The following is a 20,773-nucleotide window of genomic DNA, read 5'->3' on the forward strand; positions in this document are numbered from 1 at the left end:
GCAATGAAGTTTGAAACGGTTATCGGCCTTGAGGTCCATGTGGAGCTTAAAACAGAATCGAAGATCTTCTCGGCGAGCCCGAACCATTTCGGCGCCGAACCGAATACAAATACAAGTGTCATTGATCTGGGCTATCCAGGCGTACTGCCTGTCGTCAACAAAAAAGCAGTCGACTATGCGATGAAGGCAGCAATGGCGCTGAACTGCGAAATCGCGAGACATACGAAGTTCGACCGGAAGAATTACTTTTATCCGGACAACCCGAAGGCCTACCAGATTTCCCAGTTTGATAAGCCAATCGGGGAAAATGGCTGGATCGAAATTGAAGTGAACGGCTATAAAAAGAAAATCGGCATCACACGGATCCATATGGAAGAGGATGCTGGCAAGCTGACACACGGAAACGGCTATTCGCTTGTCGATTATAACCGCCAGGGAACACCGCTCGTCGAGATTGTATCCGAACCGGATATCAGCACGCCGGACGAGGCTTATGCCTATTTGGAAAAATTGAAGTCGATCATCCAGTATACAGGCGTATCCGACTGTAAAATGGAAGAAGGCTCTCTGCGCTGTGACGCTAACATTTCCATCAGGCCGGTTGGCCAAAAAGAGTTCGGGACGAAAACTGAACTGAAAAACCTGAACTCATTCAATTTCGTCCGCAAGGGTCTTGAATACGAAGAAAAACGTCAGGAGCAGGAAATCCTCGCTGGCCGCGAAATCCAGCAGGAGACACGCCGTTACGATGAAAATACAAATACGACGATCCTGATGCGCGTCAAGGAAGGATCGGATGATTATCGATATTTCCCTGAACCGGATCTGCCTGACATTTATATTGACGAAGAGTGGATGGCGAGGGTCCGTGCGGAAATCCCGGAACTGCCTGATCAGCGCAAAAAACGCTATGTTGACGAACTGGGGCTTCCCGCTTATGATGCGGAAGTTTTGACTGTTTCCAAGGAGATGGCGGATTTCTTCGAAGCGGCAGTTGAAGTCGGAGCAGACGCAAAGCAGGCTTCCAACTGGCTGATGGGTGAATTCTCCGCTTACTTAAAGGCAGAATCGAAGGAACTGCAAGAAACGGCATTGACGCCTAAGGCATTAGCAGGAATGATTGCCTTGATTGAAAACGGGACTATCTCTTCAAAAATCGCTAAGCAGGTACTCAAGGAGCTCATCGAGAAGGGCGGAGACCCGGAAAAAATCGTGAAGGAAAAAGGGCTTGTCCAGATTTCCGATGAAGGTGAGCTGTTAAAGATCATTTCCGAGATCATTGATGCCAACCCGCAGTCGGTTGAAGATTTCAAAGGGGGAAAGGACAAAGCAAAAGGCTTCCTTGTCGGTCAGATCATGAAAGCGACGAAAGGCCAGGCCAATCCTCAGCTCGTAAACAAACTGCTTGTGGAAGAACTAAATAAAAGATAAACAAAAAAGCTGGCGAATTTTCGCCAGCTTTTTCGTCGAATGAAGAAAATATTTCCCGGGAAAGGAAAGAAACGACAAATTCCTCCAATACCATTTCTATTTATGTACACTTTTGTACATTTCCATGATTGTTTTGTTAACAAAGTCATTTCCCAATAAAGATTCATAAAATAGCTACAGTTTTCCTTTTTATCCCTCTTTATAATCAGGAATGTAGAGGATATACAACAATAGAAAGGGCGATTGCGATGCTAATTTTTATCGGTACGGCTATTATCCTGGGGGCTATCTACTTCCTTGTCAAACGGAAAGAAGCAAGAATGGTGCTGTTCGCTGCGGGCTTATTGATGGCGCTGATTGCCGGCAAGCCAATGGCCGCTTTTACCGCTTTTACAGAAAGGATGTCTACGGCGGGGTTGATTGAAGCAATCCTGTCTGTAATGGGTTTTGCGTTTGTCATGAAGTATACAAAATGTGATCAGCAGCTTGTGAAATTGGTTGCAGGAGGTCTAAAGAGATTCCATTTATTCCTTATCCCTGGAGCGACTCTCGCAACCTTCGCCATAAATATTGCATTGCCTAGTGCAGCAGGAGCGGCAGCGGCAGTTGGGGCGATCCTGATTCCGGTATTGATGGGAGCGGGCGTCTCACCGGCAATTGCTGCAGCAGCGGTTATGGCAGGGACATTCGGGAGCAACCTGAATGTCGGGACGGCCCATAACCCCTTCATTGCTGAAATCGCAAAGATGTCTGCTATGGATGTAGTTAAAGTACATGCATTCGCCCACGTCCTTTCGGTTCTCATCATCGCAATCTCACTTGCTGTGATGGCAAAGGTTTTGAAAGAAGATAAAGGCTCTAAATATATTTCTGATGTAGAGGAGCAAGAAACAAAGCTGAATATCCTGTATGCCATCATGCCGGTCATTCCCCTGATTATCCTGGTCCTTGGTTCAACCGTGATTCCAAGCATCCAAATGAGTGTTCCAGCAGCCATGCTGATTGGTGTGATCCTGACCCTAATCGTAACCCGTTCAAATCCAACGAAAGTAACCCAATCCTTCTTTGATGGAATGGGAAAGGCGTATGGAGACATCATGGGCATTATCATCGCCGCTGCAGTGTTTGTAGGAGGCATGACAGCGATTGGCCTTGTCGATGCCTTTATTGAAGCCATGACCAATTCTCCAAGCATCGCCAAGTTCGCAGCGACATTTGGTCCATTTGTGCTCGCGGTCATATCAGGGTCTGGTGATGCCGCAACTTTTGCGTTCAATGAAGCGGTCACCCCATTCGCAGAGAAGTTTGGAATCAGCCAAGTTAATATGGGAAGTATCGCATTACTTAGCGGCGCACTTGGACGGACAATGTCACCAATTGCGGGTGCCGCCATTGTTTGCGCCGGAATCGCCAAAGTCAGCCCGATGGAATTGACAAAGCGCAATGCACCAGGCATCATCATCGCAACCATTGTCTCAATGATCATTCTTTTGTGATTTTAGACCTTTAACAGAGAGACAATGGTTCGTTCAAATAAAAAAACATTCCTTAAGTGAAAAGCTTGTTCGCTGCTGGAGCACGATCTTATCGAAGGGTTCTGGCGAGATCAGCCTGCTTTAGGTTGAATGTAAAAGTCGAAGTGTCCAGAGATCAGCCTGCTTTAAGTTGAATGTAAAAGTCGAAGTGTCCGGAGATCAGTCGGCTATGGGTTGAATGTAAAAGTCAGGGATCCGAAGATCAGCCGGCTATGGGTTGAATGTAAAAGTCGAAGTGTCCAGAGATCAGCTGGCTTTAAGTTGAATGTAAAAGTCAAGTGTCCGGAGATCAGTTGAATGTAAAAACAATTGGAAAGCAGTCAAATTTCATGATGGGCGGGGAAAGAATCGCCGCCCATTTAGCATAACAGGAGGCGGCCATGATTAACCAGGACAGATTAATAGAAGAGTTTTTAGAGTTGGTTCAGGTGGATTCGGAAACGAAAAATGAAGCGGAAATTGCCAAGGTGCTGAAGGGAAAATTCTCAGCGCTGGGGCTTAAAGTTGTTGAGGATGATTCGATGGAACGGACCGGGCATGGAGCAGGGAACCTGATTTGCACCATTGAGGCTGCCAGGCCAGGGGTCCATCCCATTCTCTTTTCCTCGCATATGGATACCGTGGTGCCAGGCAAAGGAATCAAGCCACTCATCAAAGATGGCTTCATTCAATCTGATGGAACGACGATTCTTGGCTCTGATGACAAAGCTGGGATTGCGGCTATGCTTGAGACTATCAAAGTGTTGAAAGAAGCGGGGCTGCCTCACGGCCAAATCCAGTTTGTAATCAGCGTTGGGGAAGAATCGGGGCTTGTAGGCGCGAAGGCAATGGATACCACTCTGCTCGATGCCCAATATGGATTTGTCATAGACAGCCATGATAAAGTTGGGAATATCGTTGTGGCTGCCCCTTCGAGAGCGAAAATCAAGGCGGTGTTATACGGGAAGACAGCGCATGCAGGTGTTGAGCCTGAAAAAGGGATCAATGCGATCCAAATCGCTGCCGCAGCCATCAACAAAATGCAGCTTGGCAGAATTGATGAAGACACCACTGCGAATTTGGGGAAAATAGAAGGCGGACGCCAACTGAATGTTGTCTGTGATGAAGTTACAGTCCTTGCAGAAGCCCGTTCATTAGTGAACGACAAGCTGGATCAACAGCTGAAAACGATGAAAGCAGCTTTTGAGGAGGCAGCCGAGGAGATGGGCGGGAAAGCCAGGGTGGAAGTGGAAATCCTCTACCCAGGATTCAAGCTCTGCGAAGAAGATGAAGTCGTGCGGATCGCCCATAGGGCTGCCGCCAGGATTGAAAGGCCCTGTGCCCTGCTTCATAGCGGCGGCGGCAGTGACGCCAACATCATATCTGGCTGCGGAATCCCGACTGTAAACCTTGCTGTCGGCTATGAGGATATCCACACAACCAGTGAACGGATCCCAATTGAAGAGCTTGTGAAAATCACAGAAATGCTTCTTGGGATCATTGATGAAACAGTTCAACAGTAGACTCAGATAAAAAGGGCCCAGTCAGGGTCCTTTTTTAAATCGTCATTCACTTTCAGGATGATCCTTGATCGTCGAACCCAACTGCCTGCTGCAGGATTTCAATAGTGAAAATCAAGGCTGTTACCGTAAACTTTGTTGCTTTTTATTCCCACTCCGGGCTGCTCGCTGAGTTGAGCCGGGAATCTCCGATTTTCCCCTGAACCCGCTCGACACTGTAAATTGATCCACCCACGAAGAAAGTGCGCCAGCATTACTTTGAAGTCTCGCACCTTCCGTTCCAATCAATTTTTTTTGTTTCTCTTAAAATCGATCATGAAAACAGCCAAAAGGCAGTTAAAGGGAACCTTAGCCGGCTTTTCTGAAACATTAATGAGTCCGTCTGGAAGAGAAGATGTCATACTTTTCTGATTCTCCATGTGGAACAATCAGAGGAAAGATAGTTTATTCCGAGTCCTTTGGCAAGAAGACAAGGAAATCGGGCAAATCTTCCATCGCCAGCTTTCATCATAGTTGCTGCATGACTTGAATTCCTTACCTGAAAATAAATAGAATGGAATGTTTGCCCCGTAACATTTTTATTCCTAATCCATGGCTCAATCCCGCCTAACACGAAAAAAGTGCCCCTGTTGACGGGGCACTTCCACTCTTAGGATTCCAGGTTCTTGATGCTTAGGTCGAATTCTTTTTCAATTTCGGCATTCGGCTTGTAGGTGATCATGCTGACTACGACAGAAATGATGAAGTTGATGATGAAGCCAGGGACGATTTCATACATCGTATCTCCAAGTCCGACATTTTTCCAGATGATGACGGTTGCGGCACCGGCAATCATCCCAAGGATCGCGCCCCAGTTCGTCATTTTCCTCCAATACAAGCTGAGGATGATGACTGGTCCAAAAGCGGCACCGAAGCCTGCCCATGCATAAGCGACGAGGCCGAGGATCGTATCGTTCTGCACCCAGGCAAGGGAAGCGGCGATAATCGCAACAAGCAGTACAGCCATCCGGCCGATGAAGACATATTGTTTATCTGTGCCGTCTTTTTTCAAAATCACTTTGTACAAATCTTCTGTAAGAGCGCTGGAAGTCACGATCAGCTGTGATGAAATGGTGCTCATGATCGCTGCAAGGACAGCTGCAAGCATCAGTCCGGCGAACAGCGGATGGAAGAAGATCTGCCCAAGTTCGATGAAGACAGCTTCAGGGTTGTCCAGCTTAAATTGTGGGTTCTTAGTGAAGAAGGCAAGACCGATAAGGGCTGTAAAGATCGTTCCAATCAGGGAGAAGATCATCCAGCTCATCCCGATTCTCCTAGCACTCTTGGTTTCTTTCACGCTTGTGATCGCCATAAAGCGTACGATGATGTGCGGCTGGCCAAAGTAGCCAAGTCCCCATGCAGCGGTAGAAATGATACCAAGTACAGTAGTCCCTTTGAAAAGATCCAGCAAAGCAGGGTCGATTGCCCTAATTGTATCGAATGTCTCTGCAGGTCCGCCTGTTTTCGAGAAGCCAAGGATCGGAACAAGCAGCAGGGCAATGAGCATCATCAAGCCCTGGATGAAATCGGTGTAGCTTACCGCCAGGAATCCGCCGAATAATGTATAGGCAACAACAACGGCAGATACAAGCAGTAATCCAGTGTGGTAGTCAAGGTCAAAGGAGCTCTGGAAGAAAACGGCCCCTGCGACCATTCCTGAAGAAACATAGAAGGTGAAGAAAACCAAAATAACAATGCCAGCGACTATTCTTAGAAGTTTTGTGTTGTCCTTGAATCGGTTTTCCAGGAAGCTTGGAATCGTAATCGAATCGTTGGACACATGCGAATAGGAACGGAGGCGCGGCGCAATGAAAAGCCAGTTGAGATAAGCGCCGATCGTCAAGCCAATCGCGATCCACGCATTTGCTAAACCGCTTACATAAATTCCCCCAGGCAGGCCCATGAGCAGCCAGCCGCTCATGTCCGCGGCACCAGCGCTAAGTGCGGTTACAGCAGGTCCCAGAGATCGGCCGCCAAGCATGTAATCCGTGAGGTTGCTTGTCTTTTTGTAGGAATACCAGCCGATATACAGCATGGCAGCCATGTAAACCCCGATCGAAATTAGCTGATAAGCATCATTCGACATAATCTTTCCCCCTTTGTTATACCGGAAAAATTTTTTAGAAATATTTCTGTCTCCTTTTTATGAAATATTTCTAATTCATATAATATTCTATCATTTTATATAGAGAACATTCAATCACTTTTTTTCATTAAAAAGATTATGGAATTAATAGTAAATTACTTTTTCAATATACTTATATAAATTAAGAAAACCACGACACAAAATGCCATGGCTGTTTTATGGAACCAAGTCTTGGTTTCTGGGAGGAATGCGGTCATCCCTTTTTCGGTCGTTGATTTTCTTTTCCGTTCCACTAAGGAAATTGCGGATATTGGATCGGTGGAGGAAAACGAGCAAGAAAGTAAATCCGAGGAAAAGGAATCCATGGGAATAATCAGCAGAGATCAACGAATGGGCAAACAGGGCAAGCCCGACTGAAATGGATCCAAAGAAAACATATTTGGTTGCGAACGTCACCAGAAAAAATGCCAGATAAGCGATGAAAAACATCTCAAGGTCGGCAACCAGGAGCGTACCTGCCGTAGTGGCAATCGCCTTTCCTCCCCGGAGGCCAGCAAAAACCGGAAAACAGTGGCCGACTACGGCAATCAGCCCTGTGTACAGCGGATCGATCGACAGGTTGAAAAGCAAAGGGAGCGATGCCGCAAGCATGCCTTTTGCGACATCAACCAGCAGGACAGTAACCGCCGCCCTTTTCCCGAGTACCCTGAATGTGTTCGTCGCGCCTGGATTTTTGCTGCCATGATCCCTGATATCTACATTGAAAAAACATTTGCCTATCAATAAAGCTGTCGGAATCGATCCAATCAAATAAGCAGCTAAAACAATGATCCACGTCATATCATTCACCCTTAGTCGAAATGTTAATGGAGATTTGTCTTCATCCCGTTATCCTGGCTGATCAAATCTTCATATAAGTAGACAAAACCTACAGCAGCCCTGTCAGCATGAGCAGGATAGTGGCATTCAAGAGCAATCCCTGTTTCGATTGCCAGCAGCCTGAAAATCTCCATCGTTTCCTTCATGGCCTTCAAGGTATTCGTCCGTTCGTAATTAGTGAAAATCTTTGAAAAGGATTCGATGAGCCTTGGGTCGGCCCAATCTTCGATGAAACGGCCATTGTGCCATGGTGCATGATTCAGCACGGCAATCGCATGCCATTCCGCCATGGTCGTGAGCAGTCCCTTCAAGTTGCCATCGAGGCACGCACGGGCAACCCAATCTTCGCCGCGGAGCATTTTCTTTGCCTGCCAGACAATGTGATACCAGAAATCATTGACGGCGTTCGTGTATTCATCCTGCGAGGGGAGAGGCCTGGTTGATGGCAGGACACTTTGAAGCTTGATCAAATCGGTTACGCCTGTTTTATCGAACAGGATCCGGTAACCTTTTTTGAACAACTGCTGAACTTCTTCATCTTTGATCTGATGGGAGAAGTCATCAGGAGACAGGAGAGCGAAATCTACATCCAGATATGGGTCGAACATGACGCGCCGCTCAATGCCATCCCCGATTGTCGTTTTTTCAAGAAAAGTGATGGAATAGGGGTGAATCTCCTCAAGCCATTCTTCAGAATAAATGTACTTTTCCGGCTGTCCGGTCAAAACGATGATGTCCAGGTCAGACCATTCATCGGCCGGCAGTTCCGACCTTGCCCTTGAACCAATGATAATGGCAGCCTCAATTTCTTCTTGCTCCTGGGCCCAGCTGACAAAACGAGAAACAAGATCTTCAAAGGTAAATAGCTCCATGCTCGCAGGCTCCTTAATTTTTTTATTATTCACTCTTTCTGTATTGTAAAAAATATTCAGCGTGAATGGAACTGTTTTTAAAAATCAATTCTTACTTTTTGCTTAAAAAATCGCCATTCCCTTTGGCAAAATGCTTAAAAAGGTTTATGATATATCCGGTAGTATAGGAAGGACAGGCAATTGCTTGTCCGCGTAAATTGAGCTATGATGTAAAATGATGGAATCTAAAACCATATTAATTAGGATGATGGGTATGAAAAGGGCTAGAATCATTTATAATCCAACCTCAGGCCGTGAAATTTTCAAGAAAAGCCTGGCTGATGTTCTCGTGAAACTGGAGAATGCCGGCTATGAAACCTCCTGCCACGCGACAACGGGCGAAGGGGATGCAACACATGCAGCAAGGATTGCTGTCGAGCGCCGTTACGACCTCGTAATCGCTGCTGGCGGTGACGGAACGATCAATGAGGTGGTCAACGGGATCGCTGAGCAAGAATACCGTCCGCAGCTGGGCATCATTCCAGTCGGAACAACGAATGACTTCGCGCGTGCGCTCCATATCCCAAGGGACATCGAGGCAGCAGTCGACATCATTACCAAGGGCGAAACGATTCCGGTCGATGTCGGACGGATCAACGATAAATATTTTATAAACATTGCAGGCGGCGGCAGGCTGACAGAACTGACCTATGAAGTCCCAAGCAAGCTGAAGACCATGCTGGGCCAACTCGCCTATTATTTAAAAGGAATCGAGATGCTTCCTTCTTTGCGGGCATCGAAAGTGACGATCGAGTACGATGGCAAGCTGTTCGAAGGAGAGGTCATGATGTTCCTCGTTGGCCTGACGAATTCCGTCGGAGGCTTTGAACGCCTGGCACCGAACTCCTCGATCAATGATGGCATGTTCTCGCTGCTGATCCTGAAGAAGACGAACCTTGCCGATTTCATCCGGATCGCGACACTTGCTGTCCGGGGCGAGCACATCAACGATCCTGGCGTTATCTATACCCAGGCGAACCGGATCAAGGTCCACTCAAAAGAAACCGTCCTGCTGAACCTGGATGGTGAATACGGCGGCACCCTGCCGGCAGAATTCGAAAACCTGTACAGGCACATCCGCGTATTCGTGCCACTGGACGAAATCCGCCCGGAAGACCGTCCTGAAAACCTGGAACTCAATTTCAAAGCAGAATGACGGATCGCTCCTTTTATGGGAGCGATTTTTTAATAGAAAACGACTTTGTGGCGATGGCGACCGAACCGGCGATAGGGAATGAAAAACAGGGCGGCAGCAGCAGGTGCTGTTGATAGTGGGAGGATTCCCCGGTATCATTGCATAGAAGGATCGCTGGATTACTCGAAAAAGGGAAATGGGCGTATTATTCATCATCGGCCAAGATTTTCTGGATAACGATAACTTCGAACAAAAACGAATCCATCACATGACGGAAGGACTGGAAAAAAAGTACCTCGATCCTTCGGTATATAAAATTTGCCAGCAAATCATAAATGAAAGAAAATAAAGATAACTGGAATGATAATAAGATAAAGGATGTGGGTACATAATGGTTAAAAAGGCATTGATTAACGTTGATTACACTTATGATTTCGTTGCGGACGACGGGGCCCTGACATGCGGTGTCCCAGGCCAGGCAATCGAGGAGAACCTGGTGGGCATCACGAAGGAATTCATCGAGAATGGTGATTTTGTTGTTTTTGCGATCGATGTGCATGATGAGGGCGATGAATTCCATCCGGAAACAAAGCTATACCCGCCGCATAATATCCGCGGGACAAAAGGAAGGAATCTGTACGGTAGCCTCCAGGCGGTTTATGAAGAAAACAAGCACCTTGACCATGTAGATTATATCGATAAAACAAGGTATTCTGCCTTTGCGGGTACAGACCTTGAAATCAAACTGCGGGAGCGGGGCATCACCGAAATCCATCTTGTCGGCGTCTGTACCGATATATGCGTGCTTCATACAGCAGTCGATGCTTACAATAAGGGGTTTAAGGTTATTGTCTATAAGAATGCGGTTGCTTCCTTTGACCAGGTTGGCCATGAGTGGTCGCTCCGCCATTTCGAGAGCTCAATCGGGGCAGAGGTAAGGTAATAGCTCAAGTGATAAGAAGGAATCGCTCCGGCAAGGAAGCCGAACAGGATTCCGACTGGATGTGGAGGTTTTTGGATGAGTACGAAATATACAGACGACAGCTTGATGCTGCATACAGATTTATACCAGATCAATATGATGGAAACATACTGGCGCGATGGTGTGCACAATCGCCGCGCGGTATTTGATCTTTATTTCCGCAAGCTCCCTTTTGGGAATGGGTACGCAGTGTTTGCCGGGCTTGAGCGGATCATCAATTTTATTGAAGGTTTTGGATTTACAGATCAAGATATCCAATATTTAAGGGAAGAGGCCAAATACGGTGAGGATTTTCTCGAGTACCTTAAAGGCTTGCGCTTTTCGGGTTCGATCAGGGCGATGCAGGAGGGCGAGCTTGTTTTTGCCAACCAGCCGCTTGTAAGGGTCGATGCCCCGCTTGCCGAGGCCCAGCTAATTGAAACGGCGCTGTTGAATATCGTGAACTACCAGACACTGATCGCAACGAAGGCATCCAGGATCAAGCAGGTTGTCGGAGATGAAATCGCGATGGAATTCGGTTCCCGCCGCGCACATGAAATGGATGCAGCCATCTGGGGCACGCGCGCCGCTTACATCGGTGGCTTCGATTCGACAAGCAATGTCCGGGCAGGCAAACTGTTCGGGATTCCTATTGCAGGAACGCATGCCCATTCAATGGTCCAGGCATACAAGGATGATTATCTCGCTTTTAAAAAATACGCCGAAACGCATAAAGACTGCGTTTTCCTTGTCGATACCTACGATACGCTCCGATCAGGAGTGCCGAACGCCATCCGGGTCGCAAAGGAATTTGGCGACAAAATCAACTTTATCGGCATCCGCCTCGACAGCGGGGACCTTGCCTATTTATCGAAGGAAGCCCGCAGGATGCTGGATGAAGCGGGGTTCAAGGACGCAAAAATCGTTGCCTCAAGCGACCTGGACGAGCATACGATCATGAACCTGAAGGCCCAGGGAGCGAAAATCGATACATGGGGGATAGGGACGAAGCTGATCACTGCCTATGACCAGGCTGCCCTCGGAGCCGTTTATAAAATGGTTTCGATCGAGAATGAAAACGGCGAGATGGAGGATACGATCAAGATTTCCTCCAACCCGGAAAAAGTCACGACACCAGGCATTAAAAATGTCTACCGAATCATCAATAAATCGAATAACCGCTCAGAAGGGGACTACATCACGCTTGAAGACGAAAAGCCCCAGCAGGAAAGGCGCCTCAAGATGTTCCATCCGGTCCACACATTCGTGAGCAAATTCGTTAAAAACTTCGACGCGAGAGATCTTCACGATGATATTTACAAAGAGGGCAAGCTCGTTTACAAACAGCCGACACTCGATGAAATCCGCTCCCATTCCAAGTTCTGCCTTAGCGTATTATGGGACGAATACAAACGGATCCTCAACCCGGAAGAATATCCAGTAGACCTCAGCCAGAAATGCTGGGACAATAAAATGCAGAATATCGAAGCAGTGAAGGAAAAAGTGGCAGAGATGATCGCGGGAAAATAAAATGGAGGGCTGCTCATAGAGGGCAGCCCTTATTCATGGCCAGAACGCTTTATAAAACAGGGACCCATTCCGTCAAACTTGCTAAACTGCGCCAGGAACTTCGTATGCGGGTCAATCCCCTGGAAGTGGATTGCTGAAGTAGACTTGTTTGTGGCAATCGACTTTTCGGCAGCAACTGGACTTTTTGTTTGTGGGAACCGATTTTTCGGCAGTAGCTGGATTTTTTGTTTGTGGAAACCGTTTTTCGGCAGCAGCTGGACTTTTTGTTTGTAGCAATCGACTTTCCGGCAGCAACTGGACTTTTTGTTTGTGGGAACCGATTTTTCGGCAGCAACTGGACTTTTTGTTTGTGGAAACCGATTTTTCGGCAGTAGCTGGATTTTTCGTTTGTGGGAACCGATTTTTCGGCAGCAACTAGACTTTTTGTTTGTGTAAACCGATTTTTCGGCAGCAACTGGATTTTTGTTTGTGTAAACCGATTTTTCGGCAGCAACTGGATTTTTTGTTTGTGTAAACCGATTTTTCGGTAGTAACTGGATTTTTCGTTTGTGGGAACCGACTTTCCGGCAGAAGCCGGGGTCTTTGCATCGAGAAGTCTTCATTCTGCAGTAAGTTAGGGCTTTGCTAAGGGAATCAATCACCAAGACAGGGCCTTCGTTTGGAGCAGTCAATCCCCCAGAATCCCTCAATGGAGCAGTCAGCATTCCGCAGAATTTTGGCAAGCCTCGCATGAGGATATCAATCTCCCGATCAGACCTGATAATCTCCCAATTGAAAGCTGGAATCTCCCAAACAGGAGGATTATTCATTCCAAACTAGCGGATATTCTTCCAATAAAACTCCGGAATCTCCCGTCCCTCCTTTTTCTGGAAAAACCAAGAAGTTTCATCCCAACATCTAAACTGTTAAAATAAAATTGTTAATCTTGCAATATCGCCTCTATTTTTCCACACAGAAAGGAGTTCCCCATTTTGCTACAAAAAGCCCAAGAATTATTGCAGCGCCATTTTGGATATCCATCTTTCCGCCATGGACAGGAGCAGGCGATCCGCTCGGTGCTGGATGGAAAGAACACTGTTTGCGTGATGCCGACAGGAGGAGGGAAGTCGATTGTCTATCAAATTCCTGCTCTCGTACTGCCGGGCACGACGATTGTCATTTCTCCACTGATATCACTGATGAAAGATCAGGTCGATACATTGATCCAGCATGGCATCCCAGCTACATATATCAACAGCACCCTTACAGCCGGTGAAACAGCGGCAAGGATGAATGACGCGAGGAACGGCAAGTATAAGCTATTGTATATAGCGCCTGAACGGCTTGGTTCCTGGGAGTTCATGGATGATCTTCAGGACATGGATATTCCGCTGGTCGCTGTCGACGAGGCACACTGTATTTCCCAGTGGGGGCATGACTTCCGGCCGAGCTACCTGCAAATTTCCGGTCTCGCCGATCGCCTGCCGAAACAGCCAATCGTGCTCGCCTTGACAGCCACTGCGACGCCAAAGGTAAGGGAAGATATTTGCGCTTCTTTAAAAATTCGACCTGAGAACACAGTGATGACAGGATTTGAGCGGAAGAACCTAAGCTTTTCGGTTGTAAAAGGGCAGGACAAAGCCGCATTTTTAAAAGAGTTTGTGAAGAAGAACGAAAAGGAAGCAGGGATCATCTATGCGGCGACCAGGAAGACAGTCGACAAACTGCACGAATGGCTCTTGAAGCAAGGCTTCAACGCAGCCCGCTACCACGCAGGCATGAATGATGATGAGCGAAACAGCGAGCAGGAGCGATTTTTACAGGACGAGGCGTCGGTAATGGTCGCGACTTCAGCCTTCGGGATGGGGATTGACAAGAGCAATATCCGGTACGTCGTCCATTTCCAGCTGCCGAAAAATATGGAAAGCTACTATCAGGAGGCCGGACGTGCAGGACGGGACGGTTTGGACAGTGAATGCATCGTGCTATACTCGTCGCAGGATGTCCAGGTCCAGCGTTACCTAATTGACCAGACAGCTGACCGCGAACGGGTCGCGCCTGAGCTGGAAAAACTGCAGCAGATGGTCGGCTACTGCCATACCGAGGAATGCCTGCAATCCTATATTCTCCATTACTTTGGCGAAGCCGAATCCGTGACATGCGGCCGCTGCGGCAACTGTACCGATTCCCGGGAAATGCAGGATGTCACGAAGGAAACGCAAATGGTGCTGTCTTGCATCATCCGGATGGGGCAGAAGTTCGGAAAGGCGATGACCGCCAATGTCCTGACAGGCTCTCGGAACAAGAAGGTCATCGAGTTTGGATTCGATAAGCTCCCGACTTATGGATTGTTGAAGGACCGCAGCAGCAAGCAAGTGACCGACCTGATTGAATTCCTTATTTCCCAGGAACTGATTGGCGTCGAGCATGGAACCTATCCGACGATTTTCGTGCCGGAAAAAGGAAAGGAAGTCCTGCTCGGCAAAGTGCAGGTTTTCCGGAAAGAAGCTGTCCAGGTCAAGCAGGTCGCCAATGATGATCCGTTATTCGAGGAACTGCGAGTTGTCCGCAAAAAAATCGCCGACGCGGAGAATGTACCGCCATTCATGATTTTCTCGGATTCCTCGCTGAAGGATATGTGCCTGAAGCTGCCGAGGAACGGCGACGAATTCCTGAAGGTCAGCGGCGTGGGAGAGCATAAACTGACGAAGTTCGGTGCGCCATTCATCGAGGCGATTGATTCGTTCTGTGAGGCGAATCCGGACAGGCAGCCAGAGCTGAACGCAGTTTCGGCGCCGCCAAAACCGGCGAGGAAAGCGATAACTGACTCCCATCTGGAAACATATAAGCTTCATCACGAGGAGAAGCTGAGAGTGGCTGAAATAGCAGGGAGGCGGGAGCTGGCCGAAAGTACGATTGAAAACCATCTGATCCAGTGCATCCAGCAGGGAATGGTAGTCGACTATTCGTTGCTGATCCCTGATCAATATGTCACTGAACTTGAGCAGGCCGTGGCTGAAGCCGGACGTGACAAACTCAAGCCGATAAAGGAACTCCTGCCGGATGAAGTGAGCTATTTCATGATCAAAGCATTTTTATATCGGATGAAGGTTGGAGTATAGAAGATTTTGAAGGCGGGGCTGTGGAGCTCCGTCTTATTTGCCGTAAGTAGCGTATGCGATCCCTTTCGGGGCAGTAGAAGGGGTGAAAGGTATCGCAAGGAGCGTATGCGCTCCCTTTCGGTTCAGTTGAGAGGGTGAAAGGTATCGCAAGGAGCGGATGCGATCCCTTTCGAGGCAGTAGAAGGTGTGAAAGGTACCGCAAGGAGCGAATGCGATCCCTTTCGGTTCAGTTGAGAGGGTGAAAGGTATCGCAAGGAGCGGATGCGATCCCTTTCGGTTCAGTTGAGAGGGTGAAAGGTATCGCAAGGAGCTAATGCAATCCCTTCCGAGGCAGCTGCAGGGGTGAAAGGTACCGCAAGAAGTGGATGCGCTCCCTTTCGGGCAGTAGAAGGGGTGAAAGGTATCGCAAGGAGCGTATGCGCTCCCTTTCGGTTCAGTTGAGAGGGTGAAAGGTATCGCAAGGAGCGTATGCGCTCCCTTTTGGTTCAGTTGAGAGGGTGAAAGGTATCGCAAGGAGCGGATGCGCTCCCTTTCGGTTCAGTTGAGAGGGTGAAAGGTATCGCAAGGAGTGGATGCGATCCCTTTCGAGGCAGCTGCAGGGGTGGAAAGGTACCGCAAGAAGCGAATGCGATCCCTTTCGAGGCAGTAGAAGGTGTGAAAGGTACCGCAAGGAGCGAATGCGGTCCCTTTCGAGGCAGTAGAAGGTGTGAAAGGTATCGCAAGGAGCTAATGCAATCCCTTCCGAGGCAGCTGCAGGGGTGAAAGGTACCGCAAGAAGTGGATGCGCTCCCTTTCGAGGCAGTAGAAGGTGTGAAAGGTACCGCAAGGAGCGAATGCGCTCCCTTTCGGTTCAGTTGAGAGGGTGAAAGGTACCGCAAGATGGGAAAGGAGGCTCATCCCACGCCCTGTTGAAAGCAAACGACTGGGGCAGAAGTTAAGTCCTATATTCCGTAGAAGCACATACAGATCAGTAAAGAGCCGTTGGATGCTTCCATCTTAGAAGTGGAAGGAAAAAGTCGTCCCAGGCGAGAATTTATTTAAAAAACGAACAATTGGGAGCCGAAATATGAACCTATCAATCAGGCAAGAGCAATCAGAAGATTATAAACTCACGGAACAAGTAGTCAAAACGGCATTCGAGACTGCGGAGGCGACCGATGGCGATGAACATAACCTGGTTGCCCGCCTCCGGAAGTCGGATGCCTTTATTCCAGAATTGTCGCTGGTCGCAACCCTTGACGAAAAAATCATCGGGCATGTGCTGTTAACGAAAATCAAAATCGGTGATCAGCAAGCAGATTCGCTGGCTTTAGCGCCTGTATCGGTGTTGCCGGAGCATCAGGGAAAAGGGGTCGGCAAATCTCTGATCAGCGAGGCAATTAAGGAAGCTCGAAAGCTTGGCCACTCCTCCATCATTGTCCTTGGCCATCCGGATTACTATCCGAAGTTCGGATTTCGAAAAGCGAACGAATGGGGCATCAAAGCGCCATTTGAGGTGCCGGACGAAGTGTTTATGGCGCTTGAGCTCAAGGACGGTGCACTCCACCAGGTTTCGGGTGTGGTTGAATACTCCCGCGCTTTTTTTGAAAAAGAAACCTGGCAGGAAAGGTAGCCTAGGTCGATTTCAAAGGAATACCTTATCACAAGAGAAGTAACTTTCACCCCCGGAAATCCGTCAAATCGGTTAAGGGGGAATAAGTATGAAATATGTTAAGTTCTTTTTCCTATTCACGGCCCTCTTGGTGTTTGCCGGCTGTGCAAATGAGAAGGAGGCTAGAGAAGGGTATATTTTACAGGTGAATGACGATTCCGTCCTCGTTGCTCAGGATATCAATCTTGCAAGGTACGAAGAGGTCAAGGACCTGAATCAAAACGAATGGACCAAGGAGGAGGGTCTGAAGCTGATTTCGCTAAGATATGACAAGGCGAGGGAGTATAAGGAAGGCGACCACATCTTGTTCTGGATTGACGGAGTGGTAGCAGAAAGCTATCCGGAGCAGGCAACTGCTAAAGAAATCCGACTTAAATAACTTGCGCGTCCGGAGCTTTTCGCAATCCGGCCATTGTTATGATAAAATCTGACTTAGCCATTCCACAGCAAAGGACGGAAAACATGAGCAAAACGATTCCTGTTAAAAAGAATGATTATATAGATGTCGAGTTTGAGGATTTGACGCATGACGGGGCAGGCGTGGCCAAGGTTGAGGGCTACCCGATTTTCGTGCCCGGCGGCCTGCCTGGCGAAAAGGCAAAGGTGAAAGTGATCAAGGTGAACAAAGGCTACGGTTTTGGGCGACTCATCGAGCTTCTCCAAAAAAGCCCCTTCCGCGTGGAGTGCCCGGCAGAGGATGCCCATAAATACGGGGGCTGCCAGCTTCAGCACATCAGCTATGAAGGCCAGCTGAAATACAAGGAGAATCAAGTGAGGCAGGTGCTGGCGCGCATTGGTAAACTGGCGGATGTAAAAGTGCATCCGATTCTTGGGATGGAGCATCCGTGGCACTACCGCAATAAGGCACAGGTACCAGTTGGCGAGAAGGACGGCAAGCTGGTTGCGGGCTTTTTCAAACCGCGCAGCCATGAAATCGTCGACACGAACGAAAGTCTGCTCCATATTATGGAAATAAACGAAGCAATCCGTGTGGTAAAAGAAATCGCCAGCGAGCTGGGAATCCAGCCATACAATGAGGAGAAACACAAAGGTGTCCTCCGCCATTTCATGGCACGTTACGGCAGGCAGACTGGCGAACTGATGGTCGTCATCATCACAAGGACAGACGATATCCCGCACAAGAATAAACTGGTCGAGGAAATCACCGCTCGGCTGCCAAAAGTGAGATCGATCGTCCATAACGTCAATTCGAAGAAAACGAATGTGATCATGGGAGACAGGACAGAGGTCCTCTGGGGCAGCGAGGTCATCTATGATTACATCGGTGATATCAAGTTCGCCATCTCAGCCCGTTCGTTTTACCAGGTCAATCCCGAGCAGACGAGGGTGCTCTATCACAAAGCGCTCGAATACGCAGGGCTGACAGGCGAGGAGTCCGTCATCGACGCTTATTGCGGCATCGGCACGATTTCCCTGTTCCTCGCGCAAAAAGCAAAGCGGGTATCCGGTGTCGAAATCGTCCCGGAAGCCATCGAAGACGCTAAACGCAACGCCGAACTGAATGGGATTACCAACGCCGAATTCGAGGTGGGTGAAGCTGAAAAGGTCATCCCGGCCTGGTACAAACAAGGCAACACCGCTGACGTGTTAGTGGTGGATCCGCCGCGCAAAGGCTGCGATGAAGCACTCTTGCAGACCATCATCGACATGAAACCGAAGAAAGTCGTTTATGTATCATGCAACCCAGCCACGCTTGCAAGGGATCTGCGGATTTTGGAGGACGGCGGGTATAAGACGATCGAAGTACAGCCGGTCGATATGTTCCCGCAGACGACACACTGTGAAGCTGTAGCGAAAATTGTATTAGTATAATGACAAGAGCCTTATCCTGTGGTGGATAAGGCTTTTAAGCAGCAGTTTGGTACCCTTTGTTTCTTTATTGTCGAAGTTTAAATCGTAAAACGAATATCTTTTTAATACATTAATTACCTGAAAAAATAAAAAGGAACAAAAGCATTTTATAATTCTTTTGTTCCTTTTGTATAACCTATTCACTTAGATTAGTTGATCAACCACCATTATTTCCACCACCGATTATGCAACAGATAAAGCAATCGTCTTCTGTTTCACCAATAGTGAATAAAACCTCTTCTTTTCTCATGGTTAGTTCCTCCTTTCCATATGTAATTTATAGAAAACACCTTATTAAAGGTGGTTCTATTAAATTAATAATTTAATTCTAAAGATCATTAAATATAAACCGTTTCAATTGCTGGAAAGAGGTCTCCTTCTTTGTTGCTTATATTTTTGCACATTGGATCAGCCTCAATTTTCTTTGTTAGAATCAATGAATTTAGTATACAACCACCTAAGCAGGTAGATTTAGCATCACAACTTAAACAGCGTTCGTCGTTATTTCTCATGTTTCTAAAAAAAGCAGGACCATCTTTCCAAATATCTTTCAGGCTTTCATTGTAAATATTCCCAAATGATAACTGTTTTCTAAAAGCATGGGCTTTGTCGCAAGGTCCTGTTTCTCCATCTGCGTAAACAAAAATGGATGTAATTCCTCCAGCGCATTGCTTGGGTGTCCCGTATTTCAAGTAGGTTAAATTAAATTCTAAATCAGGATAAAGGCTTGTAATTTCACTTATTTCTTCTTTTAACCGGTCTATTTGTTGTTCAGTTGGAAGAATATCAAAGTCTGCTCTTCCTACAGGGACTACGACTTCTAATCCAAAACTCTTGATACCTGCATCACGGAAAAATTTGATAGATTCACTGATGTTTTCTATATTTTGTTTACTAATTATCATTTTTAAGAAAACATTAATGCCGACATTTTGAAGATAATATAGCCCTCTGTACATCCTATTAAATGATCCCTTAACACCAACGATCGAATCGTATTGGGAAGGTATATGAGAATCGACCGTTACCTGGAGAGTATCAATTCCAACCGATCTAAGCTTTTTGGCTTTCTCATAAGTGATTAAGGTGGCTCGAGTAAACATATAAACCTTCCGATAGCCTATCTGATACGCATACTGAATAATTTCAAAAATATTGGGATGCAACATCGGTTCCCCGCCGAATACACCAAAATAACGCGCGCCAAGTTCATATGCTTCTAAAAGTATCTCTTTAATCTTCGAGAACTCTATCATTACTGACTTTCCAACAGGCGCATTTTGAGAACAGTAATGACAACTAAGACAACATTCATCCAGTATTGATATAGTTATAGTGTGTAAGCCGCTAGGATTCATAATTCTATCGGAATTACTCACATTCTGAGAAATAATAGAGGGAGCTAATTCCTTGGTTACAATTGTGTTTTTTGTAGGACTCCAAATCAAATATCCCCAATGAATTAGACGTTCGATATAACCTTCAACTTGTCCCAAAACTGAAGGAGGTACACTTTGTGACTTTAGCAGCTGGGTAATTTCTTCAATAGAGTATTCTCCGGTACAATATTTAATAATTTGTCTTTGGTAGCTTTTGAGCAGTTTTGTATGGTGATTATTTAAATTTGTTAACAACCCATCCGTTTCATTCAAATCAGTGATATTAATATGTGGCGATAATATAGGGAATTTTGTCATACAACTACCTCCATTAATTAAGCTTAATTTGGAAACTCTTGCATTTTGTAATTGAGATCACTAAACCAGGTGAAGAAAAACCCACTGCAAGATGTGATTGAGATTTTTTTATACAGCCTTTCGTTGAGGAGTAGAATCGATTTTTACCGATTGTGTAAATAATATTCTCAATAAAATCTTTTGCCGAAATTGCTATTGATAGATTGTATAATCCATATTCAGTGTTGTTTCGTATATATCTAGCGGAAACGTTTTTTAATAAAATATTCCCCTTTCTATATCTGGCATAATTAAGAGAATCCACTATTAAAGTTGTTTATGGCAGACTAGAAATGTAGGAAACGGCAGCTAATTTATGTACATAAAAAAGGCCACTTGCCAACATCCGAAAAAATACATACACTCCTGTTTGGGCATATCTTTACGGGAGGTAGTATAGGAGATGT

At 46.8% G+C, this 20,773-nt stretch carries 14 protein-coding genes; 10 read left to right on the forward strand and 4 right to left on the reverse strand.

Annotation, left to right across the window (positions count from 1 at the left end):
* Positions 1 to 3: 3 nt before the first annotated feature.
* The 3 genes from gatB (at position 4) to JJQ88_RS17210 (ending at position 4,468) form a co-directional block, all read left to right on the forward strand.
* Positions 4 to 1,431, forward strand: coding sequence for an Asp-tRNA(Asn)/Glu-tRNA(Gln) amidotransferase subunit GatB (gene gatB, locus JJQ88_RS17200; RefSeq protein ID WP_210367270.1), 1,428 nt, complete (start codon positions 4 to 6; stop codon positions 1,429 to 1,431).
* Between the two features lie 248 nt (positions 1,432 to 1,679).
* Complete coding sequence (dcuC, locus tag JJQ88_RS17205; protein ID WP_210367271.1) at positions 1,680 to 2,927, forward strand: C4-dicarboxylate transporter DcuC; 1,248 nt, start codon at positions 1,680 to 1,682, stop codon at positions 2,925 to 2,927.
* 419 nt (positions 2,928 to 3,346) lie between these two features.
* Positions 3,347 to 4,468: a M20/M25/M40 family metallo-hydrolase gene (locus JJQ88_RS17210; protein ID WP_210367272.1), complete on the forward strand. Its 1,122-nt coding sequence runs from the start codon at positions 3,347 to 3,349 to the stop codon at positions 4,466 to 4,468.
* A 646-nt stretch (positions 4,469 to 5,114) separates the two neighbouring features.
* On the opposite strand, the gene putP is transcribed toward JJQ88_RS17210, so the two are convergent.
* The 3 genes from putP to JJQ88_RS17225 all read right to left on the reverse strand — a co-directional run bounded on the left by putP (position 5,115) and on the right by JJQ88_RS17225 (position 8,341).
* On the reverse strand, positions 5,115 to 6,590 hold the full coding sequence (putP, locus tag JJQ88_RS17215; protein WP_210367273.1) for a sodium/proline symporter PutP: 1,476 nt from the start codon (positions 6,588 to 6,590) through the stop codon (positions 5,115 to 5,117).
* 216 nt (positions 6,591 to 6,806) lie between these two features.
* Positions 6,807 to 7,430 (reverse strand): glycerol-3-phosphate 1-O-acyltransferase PlsY, encoded by a 624-nt coding sequence (gene plsY, locus JJQ88_RS17220; RefSeq protein ID WP_210367274.1) that lies wholly within the window; start codon positions 7,428 to 7,430, stop codon positions 6,807 to 6,809.
* A gap of 23 nt (positions 7,431 to 7,453) precedes the next feature.
* Entirely contained in the window at positions 7,454 to 8,341 is an 888-nt protein-coding gene (locus JJQ88_RS17225) for an aminoglycoside 6-adenylyltransferase (protein WP_210367275.1), read from the reverse strand.
* A 253-nt stretch (positions 8,342 to 8,594) separates the two neighbouring features.
* Between JJQ88_RS17225 and JJQ88_RS17230 the strand changes: the two genes are divergently transcribed.
* The 7 genes from JJQ88_RS17230 to rlmD all read left to right on the forward strand — a co-directional run bounded on the left by JJQ88_RS17230 (position 8,595) and on the right by rlmD (position 18,591).
* Positions 8,595 to 9,536, forward strand: a complete 942-nt coding sequence (locus tag JJQ88_RS17230) for a diacylglycerol kinase (protein WP_210367276.1) — start codon at positions 8,595 to 8,597, stop codon at positions 9,534 to 9,536.
* A gap of 370 nt (positions 9,537 to 9,906) precedes the next feature.
* Positions 9,907 to 10,458, forward strand: a complete 552-nt coding sequence (locus JJQ88_RS17235) for a cysteine hydrolase family protein (protein WP_210367277.1) — start codon at positions 9,907 to 9,909, stop codon at positions 10,456 to 10,458.
* 75 nt (positions 10,459 to 10,533) lie between these two features.
* Positions 10,534 to 12,006: a nicotinate phosphoribosyltransferase gene (locus JJQ88_RS17240; protein WP_210367278.1), complete on the forward strand. Its 1,473-nt coding sequence runs from the start codon at positions 10,534 to 10,536 to the stop codon at positions 12,004 to 12,006.
* A gap of 971 nt (positions 12,007 to 12,977) precedes the next feature.
* Positions 12,978 to 15,107: a DNA helicase RecQ gene (gene recQ, locus JJQ88_RS17245; protein WP_210367279.1), complete on the forward strand. Its 2,130-nt coding sequence runs from the start codon at positions 12,978 to 12,980 to the stop codon at positions 15,105 to 15,107.
* 1,066 nt (positions 15,108 to 16,173) lie between these two features.
* Complete coding sequence (locus tag JJQ88_RS17250; RefSeq protein ID WP_210367280.1) at positions 16,174 to 16,719, forward strand: GNAT family N-acetyltransferase; 546 nt, start codon at positions 16,174 to 16,176, stop codon at positions 16,717 to 16,719.
* Between the two features lie 88 nt (positions 16,720 to 16,807).
* Positions 16,808 to 17,137 carry a DUF3221 domain-containing protein gene (locus tag JJQ88_RS17255; RefSeq protein ID WP_210367281.1) on the forward strand — a complete coding sequence of 110 codons (330 nt, stop codon included), beginning with the start codon at positions 16,808 to 16,810 and terminating at the stop codon, positions 17,135 to 17,137.
* Between the two features lie 83 nt (positions 17,138 to 17,220).
* On the forward strand, positions 17,221 to 18,591 hold the full coding sequence (gene rlmD / locus JJQ88_RS17260; RefSeq protein WP_210367282.1) for a 23S rRNA (uracil(1939)-C(5))-methyltransferase RlmD: 1,371 nt from the start codon (positions 17,221 to 17,223) through the stop codon (positions 18,589 to 18,591).
* A 377-nt stretch (positions 18,592 to 18,968) separates the two neighbouring features.
* On the opposite strand, the gene JJQ88_RS17265 is transcribed toward rlmD, so the two are convergent.
* Positions 18,969 to 20,327 (reverse strand): radical SAM/SPASM domain-containing protein, encoded by a 1,359-nt coding sequence (locus JJQ88_RS17265; RefSeq protein ID WP_210367283.1) that lies wholly within the window; start codon positions 20,325 to 20,327, stop codon positions 18,969 to 18,971.
* Positions 20,328 to 20,773 lie beyond the last annotated feature (446 nt).

The organism is Bacillus sp. REN3 (genome assembly GCF_017912555.1).
GTDB lineage: Bacteria > Bacillota > Bacilli > Bacillales > Cytobacillaceae > Mesobacillus.

Excerpts from the sequence above, each read along its gene's own strand:
- gatB (WP_210367270.1), top strand. The coding sequence starts at position 4 with ATGAAGTTTGAAACGGTTATCGGCCTTGAGGTCCATGTGGAGCTTAAA.
- dcuC (WP_210367271.1), top strand. The coding sequence starts at position 1,680 with ATGCTAATTTTTATCGGTACGGCTATTATCCTGGGGGCTATCTACTTC.
- JJQ88_RS17210 (WP_210367272.1), top strand. The coding sequence starts at position 3,347 with ATGATTAACCAGGACAGATTAATAGAAGAGTTTTTAGAGTTGGTTCAG.
- putP (WP_210367273.1), bottom strand. The coding sequence starts at position 6,590 with ATGTCGAATGATGCTTATCAGCTAATTTCGATCGGGGTTTACATGGCT.
- plsY (WP_210367274.1), bottom strand. The coding sequence starts at position 7,430 with ATGACGTGGATCATTGTTTTAGCTGCTTATTTGATTGGATCGATTCCG.
- JJQ88_RS17225 (WP_210367275.1), bottom strand. The coding sequence starts at position 8,341 with ATGGAGCTATTTACCTTTGAAGATCTTGTTTCTCGTTTTGTCAGCTGG.
- JJQ88_RS17230 (WP_210367276.1), top strand. The coding sequence starts at position 8,595 with ATGAAAAGGGCTAGAATCATTTATAATCCAACCTCAGGCCGTGAAATT.
- JJQ88_RS17235 (WP_210367277.1), top strand. The coding sequence starts at position 9,907 with ATGGTTAAAAAGGCATTGATTAACGTTGATTACACTTATGATTTCGTT.
- JJQ88_RS17240 (WP_210367278.1), top strand. The coding sequence starts at position 10,534 with ATGAGTACGAAATATACAGACGACAGCTTGATGCTGCATACAGATTTA.
- JJQ88_RS17250 (WP_210367280.1), top strand. The coding sequence starts at position 16,174 with ATGAACCTATCAATCAGGCAAGAGCAATCAGAAGATTATAAACTCACG.
- JJQ88_RS17255 (WP_210367281.1), top strand. The coding sequence starts at position 16,808 with ATGAAATATGTTAAGTTCTTTTTCCTATTCACGGCCCTCTTGGTGTTT.
- rlmD (WP_210367282.1), top strand. The coding sequence starts at position 17,221 with ATGAGCAAAACGATTCCTGTTAAAAAGAATGATTATATAGATGTCGAG.
- JJQ88_RS17265 (WP_210367283.1), bottom strand. The coding sequence starts at position 20,327 with ATGACAAAATTCCCTATATTATCGCCACATATTAATATCACTGATTTG.